The sequence below is a fragment of the Fictibacillus halophilus genome (genome assembly GCF_016401385.1).
Lineage (GTDB): Bacteria > Bacillota > Bacilli > Bacillales > Fictibacillaceae > Fictibacillus > Fictibacillus halophilus.
The window spans coordinates 39,899-61,643 of record NZ_JAEACF010000004.1 but is presented as its reverse complement, the minus strand read 5'-3'; the positions used below and the strand labels follow the sequence as shown (position 1 = coordinate 61,643).

The window sequence follows — 21,745 nt, the reverse complement described above, 5'->3', positions numbered from 1 at the left end:
AGAAGAAATGCTTCTTCTCTTATTATCCGGTATTAGCCCCGGTTTCCCGGAGTTATCCCCGTCTTACAGGCAGATTACCCACGTGTTACTCACCCGTCCGCCGCTAAATCAGAGGAGCAAGCTCCTCATCATTCGCTCGACTTGCATGTATTAGGCACGCCGCCAGCGTTCATCCTGAGCCAGGATCAAACTCTCCATAAAAGTGTTTGTCTTGCTCGATTTAAAACTGACGGAATTAATTCTTAATTCCTTACCTATTTCTTTTGTTCAGTTTTCAAAGAACTTTTTTCTTTATCGCGTCACTCTCTTAAAGCAGCGACAAAAACTATCTTACCACATATCTTCTTTCGAAGCAACAACTTTTTAAAAGTTTATGTTTGTTTTTGTCGAACGTTATGTAAGAAAAGCAACAACGTTTATTACTATATCAGCGATACGGACGCCCGTCAACGCTTTTTTAAAGATTTTATTAAAAAACCTCTTTTCGTGTCGAAAAGAGGTTTGCTTTCTATAAAGAATACTTCTCTAAAAGATCGTTTTTCGTCTTCCATACTTGAACGGATAGATCGACAAAATACTCTTGTGGGTTTAGCCTTCTTAAGTGCTGGGGCCAGAAAAGACCAAGCTGTTCTTGATGATAGCGCCGGATTTCCTCTAAATTCGGAAGGTCATATACAAGCTTTCCTTCTATATATACAGGCTGTAGCAATTCTTCAGCAGTAAAAGAAGAAACCACTTTGCTTTTGTATGTGTGCACCGGATCGAATAGTTTTAAATCTTTTTCAGGAAGTACTTCATCATCCATCGCAATGTAATCCGCTTCCGCTTTTCCTTTTGCATTGATTATGCGGTAGACCTTTTTATATCCAGGTGTTGTAATTTTCTCTACATTAGATGAAATTTTAATCGTAGGTACAAATTCTCCGTCCTCATATTTAGCAACAACCTTATAAACTCCTCCGAGTGCAGGTTGATCAGATGCCGTAATAAGTTGCGTACCAATTCCCCAGGAGGTAATTTTAGCACCTTGCGCCTTTAAGTCTGTTATTACGTCGTCATCTAGGTCATTACTTGCTACGATTACTACATCTGTAAGGCCTGCTTCATCTAACATTTTACGTGCTTGAATGGAAAGGTAAGCTAAATCACCGCTATCCAACCGGATACCTTTGAGAGATTTACCCGCTTCCTTCATCTTTAAGCCAACTTTTATCGCGTTCGGTACTCCGCTTTTTAACGTATTGTACGTATCAACCAGTAAAACGCTTTGATCAGGTAGAGCTTCTGCAAACCGTTGGAACGCTTCTTCTTCTGTTTCGTGATCTTGAACCCACGCGTGTGCGTGCGTTCCTTTTGTCGGAATACCGAAAAGTTTTCCGGCGCGCATGTTTGATGTGGCATCAAAGCCTGCAATGTATGCGGCACGTGCACCCCAAATGGCGGCATCAGCTTCCTGAGCGCGACGCGTTCCAAACTCCATCAACTGATCATCAGGAGTGACATAGCGAATACGGGCTGCTTTCGTTGCAATTAGCGTTTGATAATTCATGAAATTTAGAAGTGCTGTCTCTAAAAGATGTGCTTCAAACACACGGCACTTAATGCGGATTAACGGTTCGTTAGGAAAAACAACCGTCCCCTCCTTTACTGAGAATAACTCTCCTGTAAAGTTGAATTTTTTTAACTCTTCCAAAAAACCTTCTTCATATTGTTCTTCTTGTGTTCTTAAGTAGTCGATATCTTCCTCAGTAAAATGAAGGTGTTCCAAATAGCGAATGATTCGCTCAAGTCCTGCGAACACCGCATAGCCGCTTTTAAACGGATTTTTTCGGAAAAATGCTTCAAATACGCGAATGTTGTTGTGCGTTCCATTTTTCCAATGAGCGTACATCATATTAATCTGATACTTATCTGTATGCAATGCTAAATCTTCATAGCTCATGTATGAGTCCCGCCTTTCTCTCTCTTCATTTTTCTCTATTTGTGTGGTTGTTAAACATAATAAAAGGCCCGATAGAAATACCGGGCTTTTCACCTAAACTTTACTATTGGGTTCTAGCTTCCTCCGCATAATCTTGAATCAGCTTTACAACACGATCTCTTTCTACTGTTAGAGCTTCCTTCTTAATCTCGTGTTTTTCTTTTGCATATTCCATGAGCTTTTCATTTCTTTCCCGTATCAGTTCATCTAACTTATTTATTTCTTCATCTGTAAGTTTTTCCTGACTTCTTAAATTCATCTTTATGTCCTGGAATAGAGACTGCTCATCTCTTATGCTATCAATGACTGTATCTGTGTAAATTTTGCCGAGGTCCATAAACTTGTTAGAACTACTCCAGTTGATATCAGTAATATCCATAGAAGAATCCCAATTAATTCGTGTATTGTGCATCGCCTTCGACCAGTTAGAATCGACTTCATCAAACAATTCTTTTTGAGAGGAAACCGATTGGAATTCGCCTCCACCCGCTTCTGCTACTGCTTTTAGCTTTTGCTGACCTTCGTTATCTACATCAAATCCTATGATGTTGACTTCTGCCTTGATGTTCGACTCGTGTAACTTTTTCGCCGCTTCTACAGGATTTCCGTCACATGTCTCTATTCCATCACTCACGATGTAAATGACGTTATTTCCTTCTTTCCCTTGAAGGTCCTTTTCAGCTGCTTCAATAGAAGCTGCGAGCGGTGTCCAACCGGTTGGCTTGAATTTAGAGAGAGATTGTTGGAAAGTTCCTTCATTATATGCGCCTAAAGGGTACATAACTTCCGTACTTTCACAAGAAACCTTCTTGTCTTTATCATCGTTGCTTCCTTTATGTCCATAGACTCGCAGCATGACGTTCGCGTCCTCAGGCAATCCACCTGCAAACTTCTTCAACGCTTCTTTCGCCGCCGTCATCTTATCCGTTCCCGAAACCTTTCCTGCCATACTACCGCTTGCATCTAGAAGAATGGCCACATTAAGAGGACCTTCCTTCTTTTCCTCTCCGTTTTCACTTTCTTCTTTATACTTTTCATACGCCTCTACTTCTTCAAACGAAATGTCAAAGTCCTCTAACTCCTGAAACCCCGGCTGATGATTAGCAGCGAACCCAGCAACAATTCGGTTAAAGGCTTCCTCAGCCTTCATACCTTTAGGATAGTTCTTTGTGATTTTGTTAATCTCTTGATCAAGAGCATCACCTTCAAGATCTTTTACCTTTTCGTTATACTTTCCTGAACCCTGTTTCACCATCTCTTCAGGATCAGTAGGTGCTTTTTCAACCGTCTCTTTTTTAGGTTCTTTTTTCTTTTCATCCGTATCCGATGCTGTTTTTTCGGTTGAGCATGCGGTTAAAAGAAGAAGTAGAACGATAAAAATGACAACAAATAAATTACTAGATTTGTTCATTTATTAATAAATTCCTTTCTTAGTAGTTTCTCTTATACCTTTTTTTGCAAGACCATGGGTATAAAACCCTTACATATAAAAATTTAGTTGAATAAAAAAATTACTATTCAATTATCGTATAGAAGTAGGTAACCCCTTATAAATCCGTGCTTATAGTAAGCCACTTTATATAGAGTAACAACGAAATCAAGAGATTTATAGAGTCTACTTCGTAATGTGTGCATGGGATATATTGAATTACTCTAATTCCTAAGCATTGGTAGCAATTCATTTTTAAATTGTTCCTCACTCCGAGCAATCCCTTTTGTAATTAGTTCACGTTCCCAATTTGGCATAGAATAAAAGTTAATTTGCTTTCCATTACCATTTGTCTCAAAACTTTTCAGACTATTTTTTAATCCGTTTTGAAATTTCTCACTGGTCAAGAAGCTAAACACATCATAAGCTTTGGTAACATTCTTCTTTTCTCTTCTACTTAATGTGTCAATAATAATTCTTAATTCCGTTAAAACCGGTTGAAATAAAGCCTTAAACATTAGTTGAATGTTCAAATGCTTATACTGAAGAACAGTAAATTCATTTTTTAATTCAACTATCTTACTAACACCTTGTTGGGTTAACTCTTCATTTTTGTTAATTTCAATAAAAGTATTGTCAGCTTCTTTATACACTTCTTTTAATCTTTTAAACCCTTGATCTAACTCATTAATCATTTCTTTTACTTTTATAAGTTCTTCTTTTGATTTAGAAAGATATTGATCTACTTCGTTTGCGAGTTCAATTGTATCTTGAAAAGCATGTAAGGGTTTTTGAATTTCTGCACGACCCTCTCTATAGAAACCGTTTACGTAAGAGTTTACTTGGATAAACATTTTAAAGGGTACTAGTGCTTTTTCACGAGAACACACTTCACCACTTTCATCCAAAAGCAAATATCCTCGAGTTAACCCCAACAAATAATAACCGGCAACCGTATAACGCTCACCTTCTAAAATAACGCTATACTTTGGAGTGTCATATTTCTCAAACATTTTTTTGTGTAGTTTAATGTTTGTTATTAACATAATCTTTTAACCCATAGGGATACCTTTTTTAGAATTATTCATTTGTAAGCTCCTTTTTTTAACTCTTTCTAGTTCTTAATTAATTTCTAAGTTGTGACAATAATGTTTTTTCGAACAAAATATCATTTTTGTCATCCGTATTTCGGTCTAATGCTTCTTGCCAATTAGAATGCTCGAAAAAAGGAATTTGATGACCTTGAGGATCTTTTTCAAAATCTATTAAACTTTTTCTTAATCCCGATTGATATTTGTCTTCCGTTAAGAATTTGAATACATCTTCCGCTTTTGCTGCTGTTTTTCTTTCATTACCACTTAAAGTCTTCAAAACTGTACTAAGTTCTGTGGAAATGCTAACGAATTGGTCTTTCGCCCTTATCTGAATATATAGATGCTTATACTGAAGACAAGTGAATTCTTCCATGAGTGATGATATATTTTCTAACACAGTTTGATCTAAGATGCCTTCTTTCATCATTTCATTAAAGATTTTCATCGCTTCTGGCAGTATTTCTTTAATTCTTTTATAACCATTATCTAATTCTTGAATATTTTTAATAGCAGTCTCAATGTCATCTTTACTTGTTGTAACAAACGGTTTAATTTCATTTAAAAGATTTATCGTATCTTTAAAAATCGCTGTCGGTTTATTACTTTCTGCTTGTCCTTGTTCATAAAGACCAAACATATAAGAGTTAAATGCAATAAATATTCTATACGGAGGAATTGCTTCATCCCTGGAGGCGACATCTCCATCCTCACGTAAAACTAAATAACCTTTTGTACTACCTAATTTGTTATAAGCCGCTACGCGAAAACGAGAGTCATTACAAATAACTGTATACTTTGCTATATCTATTTTTTCTAGGAAGCGTTTATACTGTTTAAAATTTGCTTCTAATGACATAATTCATCTCCTAAAGATTTTAAAGGGTCTTTGGCGAATTCGTAGGTATTTTTGTTACTTTTGTTCACCTAGCAATCATGTGCGAACCTACCATTCTTAACAGGGATCATCATTTTGGTAGATTCACTTTCTTTCTTAAGCTCAACCATAAGCTGCTTTACACTAGGATCAGCAACGTCACCCTCTAGATCAAAAGACCCGTCTCTTTCCATATAACCATTAATGGGATTTTTTAACTTTAAATTATATTGAAATGCGTTCTTCGTATCTAATTGTAGGTAAAAAAACAGCAAATGTTAATAATGCATAAGGAAATGTATCTTTACCAGTAAAGTATAAAATTAATGAGAACGGAAATCCTAGTCCATAGAATAAGATAAATAACGACATATGGAACTTGAATTAATGAAAACGATGCTATAATAAAAAATATTTGAATAATTGATTCCCATAATGGTATTCCTAATTACACAAAGGGAGTTGCTGAAAAATTTGATACCAATAAAAAAATAATTTGGATTGGTATAGTAGTTGTAAAACTTATAGGTAAGTTTTTACTGAATTCCTTTCTATAAATTGTTATCCCGTTACGAAAAGCACGTATCATTGTAGTCACCCTAAATTAACTATTTTATTGGATTTCTTAATAATTTTACTGCAGCCAATGCTTCTGGATTTTCTTCAATATTTAAATCTTTAGATATCAGCCTTTTAATATCTTCCATTTCTTCAGAACCAATTGTTGCACTAGTTCTCATATTTTTATGATAGGGTGCAAGCTGAATTAAAATTGGAAGGAGTTTAAAACCATAAGAAAACTTATTTCTTGAAACATATTTATATATGACTTTCCTTTCATCTTCAGTTTCCAGTTGAATTTCATTTTGTCTAAATGCAGCACGCACCATGCTTTCGTTGAATTTCCTCATTTCTTTGCAGTCCTGTATTGTTACAATTTCCAGATTATTTGTTTTATTTGCCAAATCAAAACCTTGTCCTACACTTTTGTTTATATTATGTTGTTCCTGAATTATTATTTCTGAACACTCTCTGAATCTTTTAAGACTGTCCAAAATATTACTTGGTGCTTGTTCTTTAATTACGTTGTATAAATCTTCTAAAATATTACAAAGTTTTTCATATCGTTTTAGAGTACCACTCTCAACCCATTTCAAACCGAAATTTGTAATATTCTCAAATGAAGTATTGTATACAAGAGCATATTGAAAAACGCTTTTAATTTTAGAAACTGGAAGGATGGTTCCATCTTCTCTGATAATAAGTTGTTCCCTCGAAGGTGCATATTTTATATAATAATAATTAATATTATTTATTGATATAACAGATGGAAAAACGTGTGTTTTTTCTTTGTGTTTTTTATATTTTGCAATTTTATCCAAAATTTCTGTAGGTAATTTTTCTGAAGTAATCATTTTTCCTCCTATGAATTCAACTGAATATACCTTTTATAAGACTAGCACCCTTTGCCAACTCTTTTCCTACTTTCTTGCACTGATTACACCTTTACCTGTTTTTCATTGTTTTTACTGGTTTTTTTGCCCCAACGTTTTTCTTTTTTGGACATATGCAGCACCTCTTTTAAAATTCAATTGGATAATCAGATCACCCTTTTAATTCTTTATCTGGGCTTTTTGCTTTAGCTTTCGCTTATCTTCTGGCATAAGTTCATCATATTTTAATGCTTCTTATTTTTGTTACTTTTGTTCACCTAGCAATCAGAGTTGCTTCTATACGAGGCAAGTCCTTTGCCCCCTAACCATTAAACAATTAGTTTCTTAACATAGACAAAGCTTCAATTTCAAAGTCTTTATCGCTTCTCTTGTTCGAGTTCTCAATAAACTTAGCTTCCCAATTGTTGGATTGGTCATAAAACACCATCTTATTTCCTTGTTCATCTACCTCAAACTGTTTTAAGTTTTCATAGATACCATCTATATATTTTTTTCCACTTAAAAAACTGAAGGTGTCTAATGCTTTTTTTATATTCTTTTTATCTTTCCCACTACTGTTATAGTTTTTTAATTCTTGAGTTAATGTAGTAAAATCTTCTTTCATGCTAAGTTGTAAGTATAGATTCTTATATTGCTGAATAGAAAACTCATTCATTAGAAAGTCTACTTTATCTACACTTGATTTCTCTAACACTCCTAGTTTAATCACTTCATCATATAATTTTAGTGCATCATCATGTAATGTTTTAAATGTTAAAAATCCATTATCTAGATTTGTAATTTTTGAAACAGCATTATTCACGTGAATTGAGTTAGATTGTACAAAAGGTTTGACTTGTTCTCATGTGGTTTTTATATGGAAACAGTAGAAAAAGGGTAGGTATTAATTTTAGATTGTAAGAAAACTTTTTATTCCAAATATATTTAAACACCCGAGCTCTATCTTCTTCTGTTTCTAACTGCACTTCATTCTGTCTAAAAGCAGACCTAACCATACTTTCATTGTATTTACGCATTTGTATACAGTCATCCATTGTGACAAGTTCTAAATCATTCGTTTTTAAAGCCAACTCAAAACTTTTTCCTACTACAAACTCTATATTTTTCTGTTCTTTAATAATCTCATCTGCACATTCTTTGAAATTGGTAAGGCTCTTAATAACCTCTTGTGGTGCTTGTTGATGAATAGTTGAAGAAAGTTTCGTTAAAATTCGGCATAGCTTTTGATAGCGTTGTAAAGTACCACTTTCAACCCATTCAAGTCCAAATTTAGTAATGTTTTCAAATGAAGTGTTATAAACCAATCCGTATACAAAAGCTTTTTTTACTTGATTAATAGTTAAAACCGCTCCATCTTCTCTTACTAATAACTGTCCTCGTTTAGGTGAGAATTTAAAATAAAAGTATCTATCGCCTTCAATATCTAGTAAGGAAGGAAAAACATGAATTTGTTTATTATTCTCCTGAAATCCTTTGGCAATATTTAATATATGGTCCGGCAAACTCTTAATTGTTATCATTAATTCTTAAAATTCCACCTCCTTTTTCGTATATGTTTTCGGTACTCTACTTTTATTAATATTAATTTAGCTAGGAATATTAAGAAGCCCCAGTCTAAAATGGATTTCTTAACTGTTTAACAATGGATAATGCTTCGAGATCTTCCTCAACATTCACATCTTCTGAAATAGTCTTTTTAATTTCATCCAATTCATTTGACCCATACGTTTCACTTGTTTTCATATTCTTTTTATAGAAATACAAATGAAATAAAATCGGCAATAATTTAAATCCGTAAGAAAAAATATTTACCATTACATAATTAAACACTTCAGCTCTTGCTTGTTCTGTTTTCAACTGTATTTCATTTTGTTTAAAGGCGGATTGAACCATGCTATGAACGTACATTCGCATTTGTTTGTAATCTTCAATGGTTACAAGTTCAAGGTCATTCGTTTTCATAGTCAGTTCCAATCCTTTTATTACACAAGAATTGATATTTTTTTGCTCTTCAAGAAGAACGTTAGACATGTTTTTTAAAATTTCTATTTTGTCTAGTATAGGTGGTGACGCCTTATTAGAAATAATAGATTGCAATCTATTTAAGATGTTAATGAGCTTCTCGTATCTTGGAATAGGAATATTCTTTACCCAAGCACCACCTATATTTGAAATATTCTCTATAGAAGCGTTATAAGCTAGAGCGTACAAAAAAGGGATCTTTATTTTTTCTCTGGACATAACACTACCATCTAAGCTAATCACGATCTGATGTTTCGTAGGTTCGTACATTATTAAATAAAATTTCTTTTCATCTATATCAAAGATTGAGGGGAATACGTGGAACCGTCTATCATTTTTTTGATGTCTTCGAGCTACTTCTTTAATGTGCTCCGGCAAACTTTTAACGGTTATCATTGATTTTAATACTCCACCTCTTTTTTCGTATGTGTTTTCTGAAACTCCGCTGGCTTCGGATCAAAGTATTCCATCGTAAACTTTGGAATGAACTTGTTGTTCTGCAGGTAACCTGATCCCCATGTTGGGTCCATCGTTAACCAGCGTCCGTTCACCTTCGTCTCCACCCACGCATGATTCTGCCCTGCAAATCCTGTTACCATTTGCGCTTCCATACCACTTGCACGTAAAAGAGCAATCGCTAAATACGCAAAGTCCTGACAAACGCCTTCTTTCTCGTCCAACGTTTTTAATGCACTGTCGTCAAACTCAAACGTTCTATTGTTTAACTTGTCTACGTCATAGCTCACGTTTTTTGCGACATACTCGTATACTGCTAGTGCTTTTTCTTTATCGGTCTTTTTATTTTTTGTTAGTTGCGCTGCTAATTTCTTAATCTCAGGAGCATCCGACTGAATACCTCTAGATGGTAAGGTAAATCGTTGATCACTCGTGTTTGTATTCTCAACTGTGAAATTTGCTACACCAACAAAGTACTGCATGTATCCATTAGTTTTTTGAAATTCTGGTGCCATTATGGACACATCGTACTTCCCAGGTCCAAAACGTAGGAAAAACTCTCCCTCAAATTTATTGTTCTTAACCGGGATCGCGTACATCGCTTTTAGATCGTCTTTCTCTGTCTGAACGAAAATGACATTCGTCTTGTTCGCATCCTCACCTTTTGGATCAATACTTCCTTTAATTGTGTAAGTCAGATCCGTTTTTTCACCGCCTACTTCTGGCGTCTCAAGCTTAAAGCCTTTTTCCTCATAAGCAGAGGAGTATTTTACAGGTTCAAAGGATTCATTAGATAAATTCTTTACATATAAGTGAGCCGCATCCGAAAAAAAGTCGGTCGATCCTTCTTTTGGCGTCATAATTTGTACCTCATGAACACCCGCGCCAAAATAAAGAGGGATTTTTTGCGTGAATTTCCCATTTTCAACTGGGACCATAATTTTGGTAGATTCACTTTCTTTTTTTAACTCAACCATAAGCTGCTCCACACTTGAATCAGCAACCTCACCCGTCAGCTCGAAAGAACCATCTCTTTCCATATACCCATTTATGGAATTTTTTAACTTTAAATCATATTGAAAAGCGTTCTTCGTATAAGCAATATCTCTCTTAATTTCAGGGTTTACGTTTTCTACATCAAATGAGGCAATATCGTAATAGTAATCTTCAGCCGTATCGCTCGGCACACTCACTTTGACAGAATAATATCCCTTCCCATTAAATAGCTGGATCTTTTGTTCAAACTTGCCTTCCTTTATAGGAGCGTAATAGCTGAAGTCCTGACCGTTCGGCCCCTCTTCATCACTTCTCACTTTGATCCATACATGGTCTGACTTGAAACTGTTGTACTTTTTTGCCTTACCTTTAATCGTTACCGTTGAGTTTGCCGTAAACTCTTTGTACTTAGGGCTGGATAACGTCGCTTCCACTTTTTCTGCATACGGAAGTAGTTCTAGCTTCTCTAATGTGTCCTCTTTGTTCGCTTCCTCAGCAAGTGTCGTGTACTTGTCTTTTTTCTCTTCTTGTTTAGGTTGGACTGAAGGTTTTTGGTCTGATGTACAGGCGGTTAGTGTCAAAACCATGAGAAGCAGAAGAGAATTGGTTAGTTTGTTTTTCATTTGTTGTACTCCTTTGTTAAATATTTCACCTAATACGTTTCATACTTTCTTCTTTTCTTTCAAGGAGTCCCAAATGGTTTCTTCTAACACTCGGAAGCGCGACAGCAATGGGTACCAAACCATAAAAAAGGGATGTATAACCTTGTTTAAAAAGGTAAAAGGAAATCGGTCCTATTGCGCCATAAAATACAATAAAGAGATACAGATAGTTCTTTTTCCATCTATCTACTTTGCTGATCACTTTTCACACTCCTATTTATAAATTTGTTTTTAAAAAGAAAAGAGATGGGATCTCCATCTCTTATGCAAATCCTATAGGTCAATAATTAGTACGAATTTATTTTGAAATAGTTTCTAGTTTCGTAACTTGGCAAGCAGTTTTTCATTAAATATCTTTCTATTATTGTTTTCACTGTTAATAATCAATTTCTGTTCCCAATTAGGCATAGAATAAAAATCGGTAGCGAATCCCTCTGAATTTGTTTCAAAGTCTTTTAAACTCTTTTTTATTCTAGTTTGAAACCCTTCAGAACTAAGGTGTTTGAAAATATCTAGTGCTTTTTTATATGTTCTTTTGTCTATGTTTGCAGTTTGCCGTTTATTGTTTCTTAACTCAGTTATCACTAATAGAAGAGGTTTTTTAAATGCAAGTTGTGTTTGCAAATGTTGATATTGAAGAATTGAAAATTCATTTGTATATTTCACAATTTTATTAAGTTTTTCTTGATTTAATTCCTTAGAACTCATAATCTCTTTGTATGTCTCATCTGCATCGGAGTATATCTGTTTTAACCTTTTAAATCCTTGTTCCAATTGATTGATATCAGAAATAATTGATTCAAGTTCCTCTTTATAATCGCAGATTAGAGGCTTAACGTCTTCACCCAACTCAATTGTTTCCTGAAAGGCGTAAGTAGGTTTTTGGGTTTCTGCAAGACCATGGGTATAAAATCCATGCATAAAAGAATTTAGTTGAATAACCATTTTAAAAGGGTCTAATGCTTTATCTCTAGGACATACTGTTCCATTTTCGTATAAAACAAGATAACCCTTAATGAATCCGAGCTTATAGTATGCCACTCTAAATAGAGTACTCTTAACATTAACAACGAAATCAAACAGATTCACAGCTTCAAAGTATTTTTTATATTTATTTATAGTCTCAAAGAGATTCATAGTTTACCTCGTAAAAAATTGACTTACACACTTGTTTATAATGTCTATATGAATTTACTTCAATTAACATTCTAAATAGACCCTTTGCTTTTTCCGAGAGCAAACATTACAAGAGAACACTTAGCAACACCAAATCTGTAGTTAGCAACTGCTCTGTACCTTTACTCTTCATAAATAATTGAATATTCTACAAGGTCGGTGGTTTCAAATGTTTTCTTGTGCTTTTTTGTATTACTTTTTAAAAACATAAGTTCTCCTTGTTTAGTCTAAAATACATTAGACCTGCAAATTAATTCCTTAGCATGTTGAGGATGTCATTATTAAAGTCGTTCTCCATCTTTTCATGACTATTTGAATTAAGCTTCTCTTTCCATTGTTCATGATTTTCTGTAAAAAAAGACACTTGTTTCCCATGAATATTTGTCTCAAAATCAATTAAACTATTCTTTAAATTGTTCTGGTATTCATCTTCAACCAAGTACCTTAACAATTTTTGCATTTCCTTGATCTGTTTTTTTTCCTGGTTATCTTTACTATCCTTATTGCTTATCTCATTGAGAATTGATGCGTATGTTTCTTTTAATCCAATTTGCAGATAGAGGTGTTCATATTGTCTTTCAGTGAATTCCGTCATTAAGTCAGAAATTCGATTTACAATTTCTTCATCTAAAATGCTCCTTGCCTTAACTTCATTATTAAATACTCGTTTAACCTCTTCGTAAATTTCTCTTAATCTATTAAACCCTTTATCCAATTTCTCTAATACAGAAATAACATGTGTTACCTTATCTTTAATTCTTTGGTTTATGGTTAAAGAATTCTGCAATAGATTTATGGTGTCTTGAAATGCCCCTGTAGGTTTATTTATCTCTTCTAATCCAACAGTAGAAAAACTAAGCATATACGAATTAAATACCATAAACATTTTAAAAGGCTGTATTGATTGTTGTCTTGCACATACACTTCCATCTTTATTTAAAATTAAGTACCCTTTTGTTTGTCCAAATTTAAAATAACCTATCACACTATAATATTTATCTTTATAAGCAATTAAATAATTCGTCTTATCGATTGTTTCTAGAAATTTTTTGTGTTTTTTCACGTTATTATCTGTTGTCATTTCCTCTCCTTAAAAGATCATATTTCCTAGAATTAACTATTAGGTTTTTTATTTTGCTCCTTTTCACGAATGATGTGTATATGATTTTTCTTCATCATAGGCAGACCTAAAGCAATTCCTAACAAGGTAAAAAGGGAATCCCTAAGAATTAGGCTTTTTATTTTCCATATCCTTTAATTCTTCTTGAACATTTTTTAGGTTGTCTTCATTTATAGACTCCAACTGCTTTTTATTGTCTCGTCTATATTGCTTCATTCTTTCAAAACGTTCTATTCGTTTATCATCTAAATATCTCCAACTCTTTTTACTAATTTCTCCCTCATCCCTTAAATGTCTGATGGTATATCGATAATTATTATTTTCTCTTAAATATGCTTCAGCAAAGTCATTGGAGAAGGAGAGAATTTCAAATTCTTGATCAAAATACTGACTCTTGGCTTCCCTGTTCGCGCTTTCTTTCCATTCTTCCCAAGACTCTGCCATTTTTTTTGCTTTATCAAGTTGCTCAGTTAATTGTTCCCCATTGTTAACAGAGGAGTAAGTCCCTTTAGATGCTTCAGCAATTTGCATAAGCTGTTTTTGTCCTTCATGATCAATATCAAAACCAAGAATGTTTACAATTGGCTGAATATTAGAGCCTGCAAGTAATTTTCCTGCATCTACAGGATCATCGTCGCAAGTTGCAATTCCATCACTCACAAGATATATAATGTTGGTACTTGTTTTACTATCATACTTACTCAGGTCTTTTTTTGATTCATTTAACGCTAAAGCAATAGGAGTCCAACCTGCTGGCTGAAACTTGTATAGTGATGCACTAAAGCTCTCATTATTATACTTTTGCATAGAATAAACCAATTCAGAGCTACCGCATGAAAGTACTTTGTCTGCGTCACTTCCGCTTCCTTTATGCCCGTACACGCGTAGCGCAACATTTGCACCTTCAGGCAGGTTAGAAGCAAATTCTTTTATTGATTCTTTTGCAAGCTCCATTTTGGTTTTATTACCTATTTTTCCACCCATACTTCCACTTGCATCTAAAATAATTTCAACATTCAAATTTTCTTTAAAATGATATCTTTCATCTTCTAGTTCTGGATTCCCAAAAGATTGTACTTTAATATCCTCTAGAACTTTATCTGGACTTGGATATTCTTCATGGTATAGAGCAACCATGTTTGCCCAATATTTATCCAATACTTCTTCATTCGTATTATCTGTGAGTTTCGGAAACTCGTTAAATGTCTTAAGTATCCTTTTTTTATCTTCATCTGAAGCTCTAAAATTAAGTCCAGCAAACCTTCCGACTGGATAATTCAAAACTTCATCTAAGCTTTTAGATGGTTCTGGAACATCTTTTAATTTATTTACCTCTTCTTTATTTCTTTCATCGATTGTGCTTTTTTCTTCGTTACTCTTTGAACTATCCTGTTGGTGTTCAGCTTCTTCTTGATTGTTACAGGCAACTAGAATAGAGAATAGAGTTATTACTAGAAATATATTTAATTTCTTATACATAAGCAGTTATAAATCCCTCCCATAGAGCAGATTACAAAAACAAAATATGCAGAATTACAATAAAATTACGATTGAATTCCAAAAAAAAGAGATGACAATTTTCTCATCCCTCTGTTTAAACGTTCTGTTCTTTTTCTCGTATGCTATTGATATGGTTCTTCTTCATAAATGGTAAACCTATAGCTATTGGAAACATAGCAATCGGGAACCCTTCTTCTCCACCAAGCCACATAAGTAGATTATAAGGAACATAAATTCCGTATACGAAGATATATAGGGCGATATAAATACGCCGCCATTTCTTTTCACTTTTTGACATACTGTTCCCCCCTAGTTAAGTTCAATTGTAATGTCAGACCAACCATCTAAATATTCGATAAAGGAAATTTCAGGACCCGTTCCAGTTTGATTAATATCTCTTTGATCATCAGGAATAAAACTATCAAACTTGAGTGCTTTATATTTCGAAGATGTTTTAACCGTTATCTGTGAATCATCCATGAAAACGATCTCGGAATTGGCTACCGTCCCTTTATTGCTAGAAATAACTTCGCTTACTTCATATTTCAGACTTTCAATGGTTTGACTATTGGTGAGATTCTCTATGAGTATGTCGTTTAAGATTTTAGTGTCAATTCCATTTCCAGATAACTCTTCACTTAACACTTCATCTACTGCCTTAATATGTGCTTCATTTTGATTAAGGTCTGAATATTGTTCCTGGCGTTTGTTAATTCTCTCACTTAGACTTTCTCCTTCAAGAATCTCCTTACCGTTTGCAATGAGCGTCATTTCATATTCATCAATCGCCTCATCTACTTCTTCGTAAACAATTGAAGTAGCTGCCAAGCTAGCTTGCTGAGCATTGGTTGAAGCTTGTTCTTTTATCGAGAAAACTTTTACGAAATTGGTGAGGAATAGAAACATAATAATCATTACGCTCATTAAACCAAGGGTCAGAAGTGCAATATTACCTTTTTCATTTGAAAACTGCTTACTCATTTTATCACCCTGCTGCTAACGTCAACATTGATTGGAATAGTGGGTGTTCCTCCACTAAAAAGCTCAGAAGGCAAAAATACCAATTCCAAATCTACCCCTACAGAAGATGTGAATTGTTTATCTGAACCTGATGAAATAAAGGTTCTACTATTATTAAGTTTAATACTATCACCCGTTGCATCCACAATCTTACTTGCAGCTGATGCAGCTTCAGCTTGGTTTTCAGTCGTTGAATAAACTTTGGCTGCTTCATTTGCAGCAGATTGAGCAGTTATTAAAGCATAAGCACCTATAAGAAATTGCCAGAGCATGACCATTAATAAAAAAACAAAAGGAATCATTGCCAAAAACTCAATACTAGCCGAACCTTTTTCGTTTGTTTTTTGTTTTAAATAAGATATGATCATGTTTCTTCCACTCCGTAAATGTATTTATATTATTTTTTCACTACGATATTTGCTGGTGGTAGATGGTCTCTCCATTTAATAACACAAAATGTGACCATAATCGCCAATAACGGCAACATAATTACATTTAAAAGAATTTGACTTACCGTTGCAGCCCCAAAGTTATTTGTGATTAAAGAAACACCATACAATGCGATTAATCCTATTATCATTTCAACGATACTTACTAAAGCTATTATTCCACCTAATTTAAAGAAGTTTTTCTTAGCTAACTTCATAGCACTTTTCCAAGATTTTCGTGCTGGCTTGTCATCTAACACTGATATATATGGGGTCAGGAATAAAAACACCATAAGAATTAAACCTGGAATGATGAAAAGAGTAAAACCTAAAAGTACTAGAACACAGTAAACGATGCCGAACAAGTATAATGAAAAACTGTGCTTTAAAAATGACAAGTAAGCACTTTTAACTCTCTTTTCTTCCCCTTCTAAGTCGGATTGTACGAACTTTATAAAAGGAAGTTGTCCTACAATAAGAAACAGTAAGGTGAAGAATCCATTTACTAGGTCTGCAAATGTGGTATCGTTAAAGATTGCAGATGTTGTTAGATAAATGTAGTTCATCAAATAAAAATGCAGAATTAATAATGGTAGTACTATAGTTATAGACAGTAACAGCAGGTATTCAACATTTTTTGTATAGAATCGGAAACCTTCTTTTATAGGATTCATCTTTTAACCTCCTTACACCTAGGGTAGTTTACTTAAAATTCCTCAAATGATTTTTAATATGATCTTCTAGTATATTATCTACTGCTTTATAGTGAATTTGTTTATACTCCTCCATACCTGCTTCCCCAGGTGCAATAGTTATTTTATTACCAAATTCGTCTTTTTCAAATGTTGCCTGGGATTTGTTTAAATCTCTTATAGCTCTTTCCTCTGAAAATACTTCCAAGTAATAAATAAGCTGTTTAATTTTTTTCTTTTGACTATCTGAGAAATCATCTATTTGTTCTTTTAATCTGCGGACTATTACTTGTGCATCCTCAATGCCTTTTAATTGTTCTCGACCTTGACTGTACATTATCTTACAATGAAGAAAATTCAGCTCCATCATGCGGTCTACATCATCACTAAGTAGATATTTGCGATCAAGTACTGTTTTTTCAATTGCTTTCATCTCTTTTAATATTTCTACTAGTTTATCAGGAAATCCGACTACTTCATTAATCATAAAATTAAGGTTTTTAACCTCATTTTCACTTTTTTTGAGTGTGGAACCAGTCATTGATTCAACTTCTGTTAATAGTATCTGCATTTCTTGAAGAACTGAAACAGGTTTTTTAATATCTGGAATCATTTGATCTAATGCTTCTCTCATGATTCTGTTAAAGTTGTAAATCATTTTAAACGCACTTATTATTTCTTGATCTGTGTAATTCTTAGAATCTGCTATAATAACCATTCCAGTACTCTTATTAAACCTTTGAAAACTAACAAAATAAAAATATTTGTTGTTAATTAAATAAGAATAAGGATACAGTTCATATGTTTCTAGAAGTTTTTTATATTTGCTTGCTTTATCAATTATACGCTCTTCAGTCATATTCATAATGTATCTCCTTAACTAAACCAAGATGAGACAGACTTAACTAATGATTCCCCTTTTTCTTTTACAGAAGAAATTGCTTTACCAACTTTTTCAATTCCTTTTTTAGCCGATTTATATACTTCCTTATGATTTACTACCATTTTAGTAATAGTTCCTGCTGCCCAAAGGGTTGCACCTGCTATAAAAAGACCTGCAGCCACAGGAGCACCTACACCAGTTCCACCTGCTATTACAGAAGCACTCATTAAAGTGTCCCCTAAACTCTGTCCAATATCTCCACCAGCCAACCATCTATCTTTAGAATTGTCTGCTGTAATTAATTTACCAATGTTTTTACCTGTTTCATAAGCTGAGTAACCAGCACTAACAGCAGCTACACCAACGTTAAGTTTTGAGATAGGAGTAAAATGTGTGCCCTGTAATCCTTTTTTGATATCATCTATTGAGTCTAAATTTCTGATGTCGTCAATATTGTCTAAATTTTGTAATGTTGTGCTTCTAGCATCTAACGCAGTTTTCAATGCTTTTCTATAATTTTGAATTTCTTTTACTTTATTCTTAACTTCAATACCCTTTATACCCAAGTCCACGCCATCTGCAATTGTTTCTCCGACCAAATCACCTTTAACACCTAATTTATAGGTGGAATACATCATGTTGGCCATTAATCCTCTGTTGTTGTTATAATCAGTAAACACATCCATAGGATTTCTGATGTTGTTTTCTTCCATATAATTAAAGGTATTGCCTAACACATCATTATGAAGATACTTGTTAAAATCATACAACGATGGACCAGATGGTTCTTCCGGATCATTTCCATCTTGTTCGTTGTTTTGATCCTCTGAATTTTTACTGCCACCAGATTCAGATTCTTTATCTGGATTATTTGTGTCATTTGAGTTGTTGGGATTGTCTAAATTTGATGGATCGCTGCTGCCATCTGGAGTTGATGGATCATTACCATCTGGATTTGATTTATCTCCATCAGAGGAGTTTCCTCCATTAGATGAGTTCCCATCTTTTGAACTGCCTGGTTCAGCATCCCAGTCATTAACAGAATCATCCCAACTATCCACACTGTCATCCCAGTCTTCAATAGAATCACCCCAGGGATTAATATTATCTCCCCAGCTCCCCACAGCATAGACTGCTGTAGGAGCTACACTAAGGAAAATAATAAAATAAGCAGCCAAGCCAGCAAAGAATGGCATCATTCTTCTTCTAATTTTTTTACTTTTCACCCTTACAAGCTCCTTTCTTTCAAGTATCTTTGACTGACTTAGATGTTTTACTTCTGTTTATATTTCTCTTCAATGGATTTCTTCATTTCGTCGTATGTTTTGTCATTTATGGACTCTAGGTATTCCACTACTTCGTCCTGTGATTTTCCTGTTAAATCTTTTTGTTCATCACGCTTAGAATGAAAATAATCATTGACTTCTTTACTAATAACTTTTTTATCACGATATAAATAATTTATTGCATCAATTAAATTTGCACTTTGTTGTTCCTCTTTTGAACTCCAATCATTTGAAAACTCAAGTGTCATAAAGTAACGATCAACTTTTATGGAATCCAAATTGCTTATAGCATCTTTTTTCCATTGGTCCCATTTTTCAGCGATTTCTTTTGCAGACTCAAACTGTTTCACTAATTCACCTTGATTATTTACATTTGCATAAATTCCTGCACTTGCATTTGCTACATTTTTTAATTGTTCTTGCCCTTTAGCATCAACATCGAACCCAATTACATTTACGATAGGCTTTATGTTAGAATCTGCTAAACTCTTAGCAACTTGGACAGGATCACCACCACATGTGTTTATTCCGTCACTGACAAGGAAAATTATATTCGTATTTTGATCTCCGTTAAATTTGGCCATATCTTCTTTTGCTTTATTCAATGCGAGCGTAATAGGGGTCCACCCTGAAGGATTAAATTTATTGAGAGATTCCTTAAAATTGCTCTCGTCGTAATTCTGCATATTGTAAACAATATCACTACTTTCACATGAGAGCTCTTTATCCTGATCAGAACCTGACCCTTTATGCCCATATACACGCAGAGCAACATTCGCACCTTCTGGCAAAGATGAAGCAAATTCAGAAATAGATTCTTTAGCCAACTCCATTTTTGTTTTTCCGCCAATCTTCCCATTCATACTTCCACTTGCATCGAGTACAATTTCAACGTTTAAATTCTCTTTAAATTTAAAGCGAGGATCGTCAATTTCCGGACTTCCAAATGATTCCATTTTCCACTTTTCTAATACTGATTGAGGATCTATGTAATCCTCATGAAATAAAGATAAAAGATTGTTCCAATAGAGATCCTTTTCTTTATTTGTTGCATTATCTGTAATTTTGGGCATCTTATCTAATTTTTTATAAACTTCTTTTTTTTCTTCTTCAGGTAATAATGCTATAGTATTACCTGCAAATGCTCCTGCAGGATATTGAATTAATTCATTAGTGTTTGTGGGTGACGACAATACATTTTTTTTTAAAGTTTTAAATTCTGACCTACCTTTATCTTTTTGTTCGGTAGATTTTGTTTCTTCTTTTGGTTTTGTTGATTCATTGTTATTAGAATCGTTGTTGGAACAGGAGATTAAACATACCGTTAAAATTGATATGAATAAAAATTTGTAACTTGATGTAATTTTCATTGTTTACTCTCCCTACTATGTATTTTTTAATAAAATTAGAATAGTAATGTTCGTGGAACATTACTATTCTTAAAATCCTTATTCAGTCTTACCTACTTCAGCTATAAAGTTTTTAAACTTATTTAAAAATTCTGTTCCGATTGAAGTATCTTTCATTGCTTTAGAGATAATTCCAGTGATAATGACTACAATGGCTGCGATTGCAATCCACTCAAGTGATTGTGAACCCTTTTCATTTCTAACTTTATCCGCATAACCTTTAATAGTGTTTTCAACCTTGACATAAGTGCTTAACATGATGTTTTTCATAAACAATTTCCTCCTAAAAATTTTTATATTTTAACTTTGCAGAATGCAAAGACCTTACCTAAATAAACTAGCTATTCCACCATCACTAAACAGCATGTTTAGTATCATTAAACCTGCAATCATTATAATTGCAGTAGGAGCAACTACAAATGTTGTTATAAGAGTAACCTTAGGGCTGGCTTTAGCTGCTTTCTCTTTAGCTAACTCTTTTCGGATTACTCGCATATCTTCTGCCTGTATTTTAAAAGTTGTAGCAATTGGAACCCCTAATTTAACCCCTTGAATAAGAGATTTTATTAACGATTGAAATTCGGGATTATCATTTCTTTTAAGTAAATCTCGATATGCTTCCTCTCTAGGTACACCTAAACTTATCTCTTGGTTAAACCTAGAAAACTCTTCATGTAGAGGACCACTAAAATATTTAACTACTTCTCGGAGCGTTTGATCTAAGCTAACTCCAGCTCTTAAACTAACACTTACTGTATCTAGAAAATCAGGTAAATCATAACGTAGTTCTTCTTGTCGCTTTTTTGCTTTGTTCTTTAACGCCATGATTGTCCCAAAGTAACCTAGCAACGGTAATAGGGTGACACCAAATTGAGATAATGGTAATCCTGTAAAGATTCCAATAAAACCTACGAAAAACCCAATAATTGTTAAAAATATTTTTATGCCTTGAAATCGTTCCACTGTTAACTCATATGGATAACCTGCTTTTCTTAACCAAAGTTCTACCTCGTGTTTTTCACTGAAAAAATTTATTCTTTGACCTAAAGCAGAAAAATCATCACCATATTTGAAAATTTTAGTTAAAATTTTCGTTGATGTTTTCTCTTTCTTCTTAAATACATTCCTACTAATTTCTGTTACATCTTGAATATGAGTAATTAACTTTTTTTTCTCTTGTGAGAACACAAACCAATTCCTTAGGGCCATCCCAAAAAAGAACCAAAATAGTAAAACCAATAAAATTATTGAAGTATCCATTAT

General features: G+C 33.8%; 21 protein-coding genes and 1 rRNA gene. All 22 read right to left on the bottom strand.

All coding sequences use genetic code 11. From position 1 onward, the window contains the following. Window positions 1-201, bottom strand: a 16S ribosomal RNA gene (locus I5J82_RS19355); the annotation flags it as partial. Window positions 202-508: 307 nt separating this feature from the next. After that, window positions 509-1,942, bottom strand: coding sequence for a nicotinate phosphoribosyltransferase (locus I5J82_RS19350; protein ID WP_198769397.1), 1,434 nt, complete (start codon window positions 1,940-1,942; stop codon window positions 509-511). 103 nt (window positions 1,943-2,045) lie between these two features. After that, complete coding sequence (locus I5J82_RS19345; protein WP_198769396.1) at window positions 2,046-3,392, bottom strand: VWA domain-containing protein; 1,347 nt, start codon at window positions 3,390-3,392, stop codon at window positions 2,046-2,048. A 242-nt stretch (window positions 3,393-3,634) separates the two neighbouring features. Next, on the bottom strand, window positions 3,635-4,456 hold the full coding sequence (locus I5J82_RS19340) for a hypothetical protein (protein WP_198769395.1): 822 nt from the start codon (window positions 4,454-4,456) through the stop codon (window positions 3,635-3,637). A gap of 79 nt (window positions 4,457-4,535) precedes the next feature. Beyond that, window positions 4,536-5,360, bottom strand: coding sequence for a hypothetical protein (locus I5J82_RS19335; RefSeq protein WP_198769394.1), 825 nt, complete (start codon window positions 5,358-5,360; stop codon window positions 4,536-4,538). Between the two features lie 626 nt (window positions 5,361-5,986). Beyond that, a complete protein-coding gene (locus I5J82_RS19330) occupies window positions 5,987-6,793 on the bottom strand; it encodes a hypothetical protein (protein ID WP_198769393.1) in 807 nt (268 codons plus the stop codon). 355 nt (window positions 6,794-7,148) lie between these two features. After that, window positions 7,149-7,634 carry a hypothetical protein gene (locus tag I5J82_RS19325; RefSeq protein ID WP_198769392.1) on the bottom strand — a complete coding sequence of 162 codons (486 nt, stop codon included), beginning with the start codon at window positions 7,632-7,634 and terminating at the stop codon, window positions 7,149-7,151. Window positions 7,635-7,644: 10 nt separating this feature from the next. Next, window positions 7,645-8,352, bottom strand: a complete 708-nt coding sequence (locus I5J82_RS19320; protein ID WP_198769391.1) for a hypothetical protein — start codon at window positions 8,350-8,352, stop codon at window positions 7,645-7,647. Window positions 8,353-8,446: 94 nt separating this feature from the next. Beyond that, entirely contained in the window at window positions 8,447-9,250 is an 804-nt protein-coding gene (locus tag I5J82_RS19315; RefSeq protein ID WP_198769390.1) for a hypothetical protein, read from the bottom strand. A 5-nt stretch (window positions 9,251-9,255) separates the two neighbouring features. Further along, on the bottom strand, window positions 9,256-10,929 hold the full coding sequence (locus I5J82_RS19310; protein WP_198769389.1) for a transglutaminase domain-containing protein: 1,674 nt from the start codon (window positions 10,927-10,929) through the stop codon (window positions 9,256-9,258). Window positions 10,930-11,283: 354 nt separating this feature from the next. Then, a complete protein-coding gene (locus tag I5J82_RS19305) occupies window positions 11,284-12,105 on the bottom strand; it encodes a hypothetical protein (RefSeq protein WP_198769388.1) in 822 nt (273 codons plus the stop codon). A 289-nt stretch (window positions 12,106-12,394) separates the two neighbouring features. Next, complete coding sequence (locus I5J82_RS19300; protein WP_198769387.1) at window positions 12,395-13,225, bottom strand: hypothetical protein; 831 nt, start codon at window positions 13,223-13,225, stop codon at window positions 12,395-12,397. A gap of 141 nt (window positions 13,226-13,366) precedes the next feature. Then, window positions 13,367-14,743 carry a VWA domain-containing protein gene (locus I5J82_RS19295; protein WP_198769386.1) on the bottom strand — a complete coding sequence of 459 codons (1,377 nt, stop codon included), beginning with the start codon at window positions 14,741-14,743 and terminating at the stop codon, window positions 13,367-13,369. A 115-nt stretch (window positions 14,744-14,858) separates the two neighbouring features. Next, window positions 14,859-15,062, bottom strand: a complete 204-nt coding sequence (locus I5J82_RS19290) for a hypothetical protein (RefSeq protein WP_198769385.1) — start codon at window positions 15,060-15,062, stop codon at window positions 14,859-14,861. A gap of 11 nt (window positions 15,063-15,073) precedes the next feature. Further along, window positions 15,074-15,745, bottom strand: coding sequence for a pilus assembly protein TadG-related protein (locus I5J82_RS19285; protein ID WP_198769384.1), 672 nt, complete (start codon window positions 15,743-15,745; stop codon window positions 15,074-15,076). Next, window positions 15,742-16,152 carry a TadE family protein gene (locus tag I5J82_RS19280; RefSeq protein ID WP_198769383.1) on the bottom strand — a complete coding sequence of 137 codons (411 nt, stop codon included), beginning with the start codon at window positions 16,150-16,152 and terminating at the stop codon, window positions 15,742-15,744. Before I5J82_RS19280 ends, I5J82_RS19285 begins: the two co-directional genes overlap by 4 nt. Window positions 16,153-16,181: 29 nt before the next feature. Next, window positions 16,182-16,886, bottom strand: coding sequence for a YciC family protein (locus I5J82_RS19275; RefSeq protein ID WP_198769382.1), 705 nt, complete (start codon window positions 16,884-16,886; stop codon window positions 16,182-16,184). 28 nt (window positions 16,887-16,914) lie between these two features. After that, entirely contained in the window at window positions 16,915-17,769 is an 855-nt protein-coding gene (locus tag I5J82_RS19270; RefSeq protein ID WP_198769381.1) for a hypothetical protein, read from the bottom strand. An 11-nt stretch (window positions 17,770-17,780) separates the two neighbouring features. After that, entirely contained in the window at window positions 17,781-19,013 is a 1,233-nt protein-coding gene (locus tag I5J82_RS19265; protein ID WP_198769380.1) for a hypothetical protein, read from the bottom strand. 47 nt (window positions 19,014-19,060) lie between these two features. Continuing rightward, window positions 19,061-20,443 (bottom strand): VWA domain-containing protein, encoded by a 1,383-nt coding sequence (locus I5J82_RS19260; RefSeq protein WP_198769379.1) that lies wholly within the window; start codon window positions 20,441-20,443, stop codon window positions 19,061-19,063. A gap of 78 nt (window positions 20,444-20,521) precedes the next feature. Continuing rightward, complete coding sequence (locus I5J82_RS19255; RefSeq protein WP_198769378.1) at window positions 20,522-20,752, bottom strand: hypothetical protein; 231 nt, start codon at window positions 20,750-20,752, stop codon at window positions 20,522-20,524. A gap of 54 nt (window positions 20,753-20,806) precedes the next feature. Next, entirely contained in the window at window positions 20,807-21,742 is a 936-nt protein-coding gene (locus I5J82_RS19250) for a type II secretion system F family protein (RefSeq protein WP_198769377.1), read from the bottom strand. Window positions 21,743-21,745: the final 3 nt, after the last annotated feature.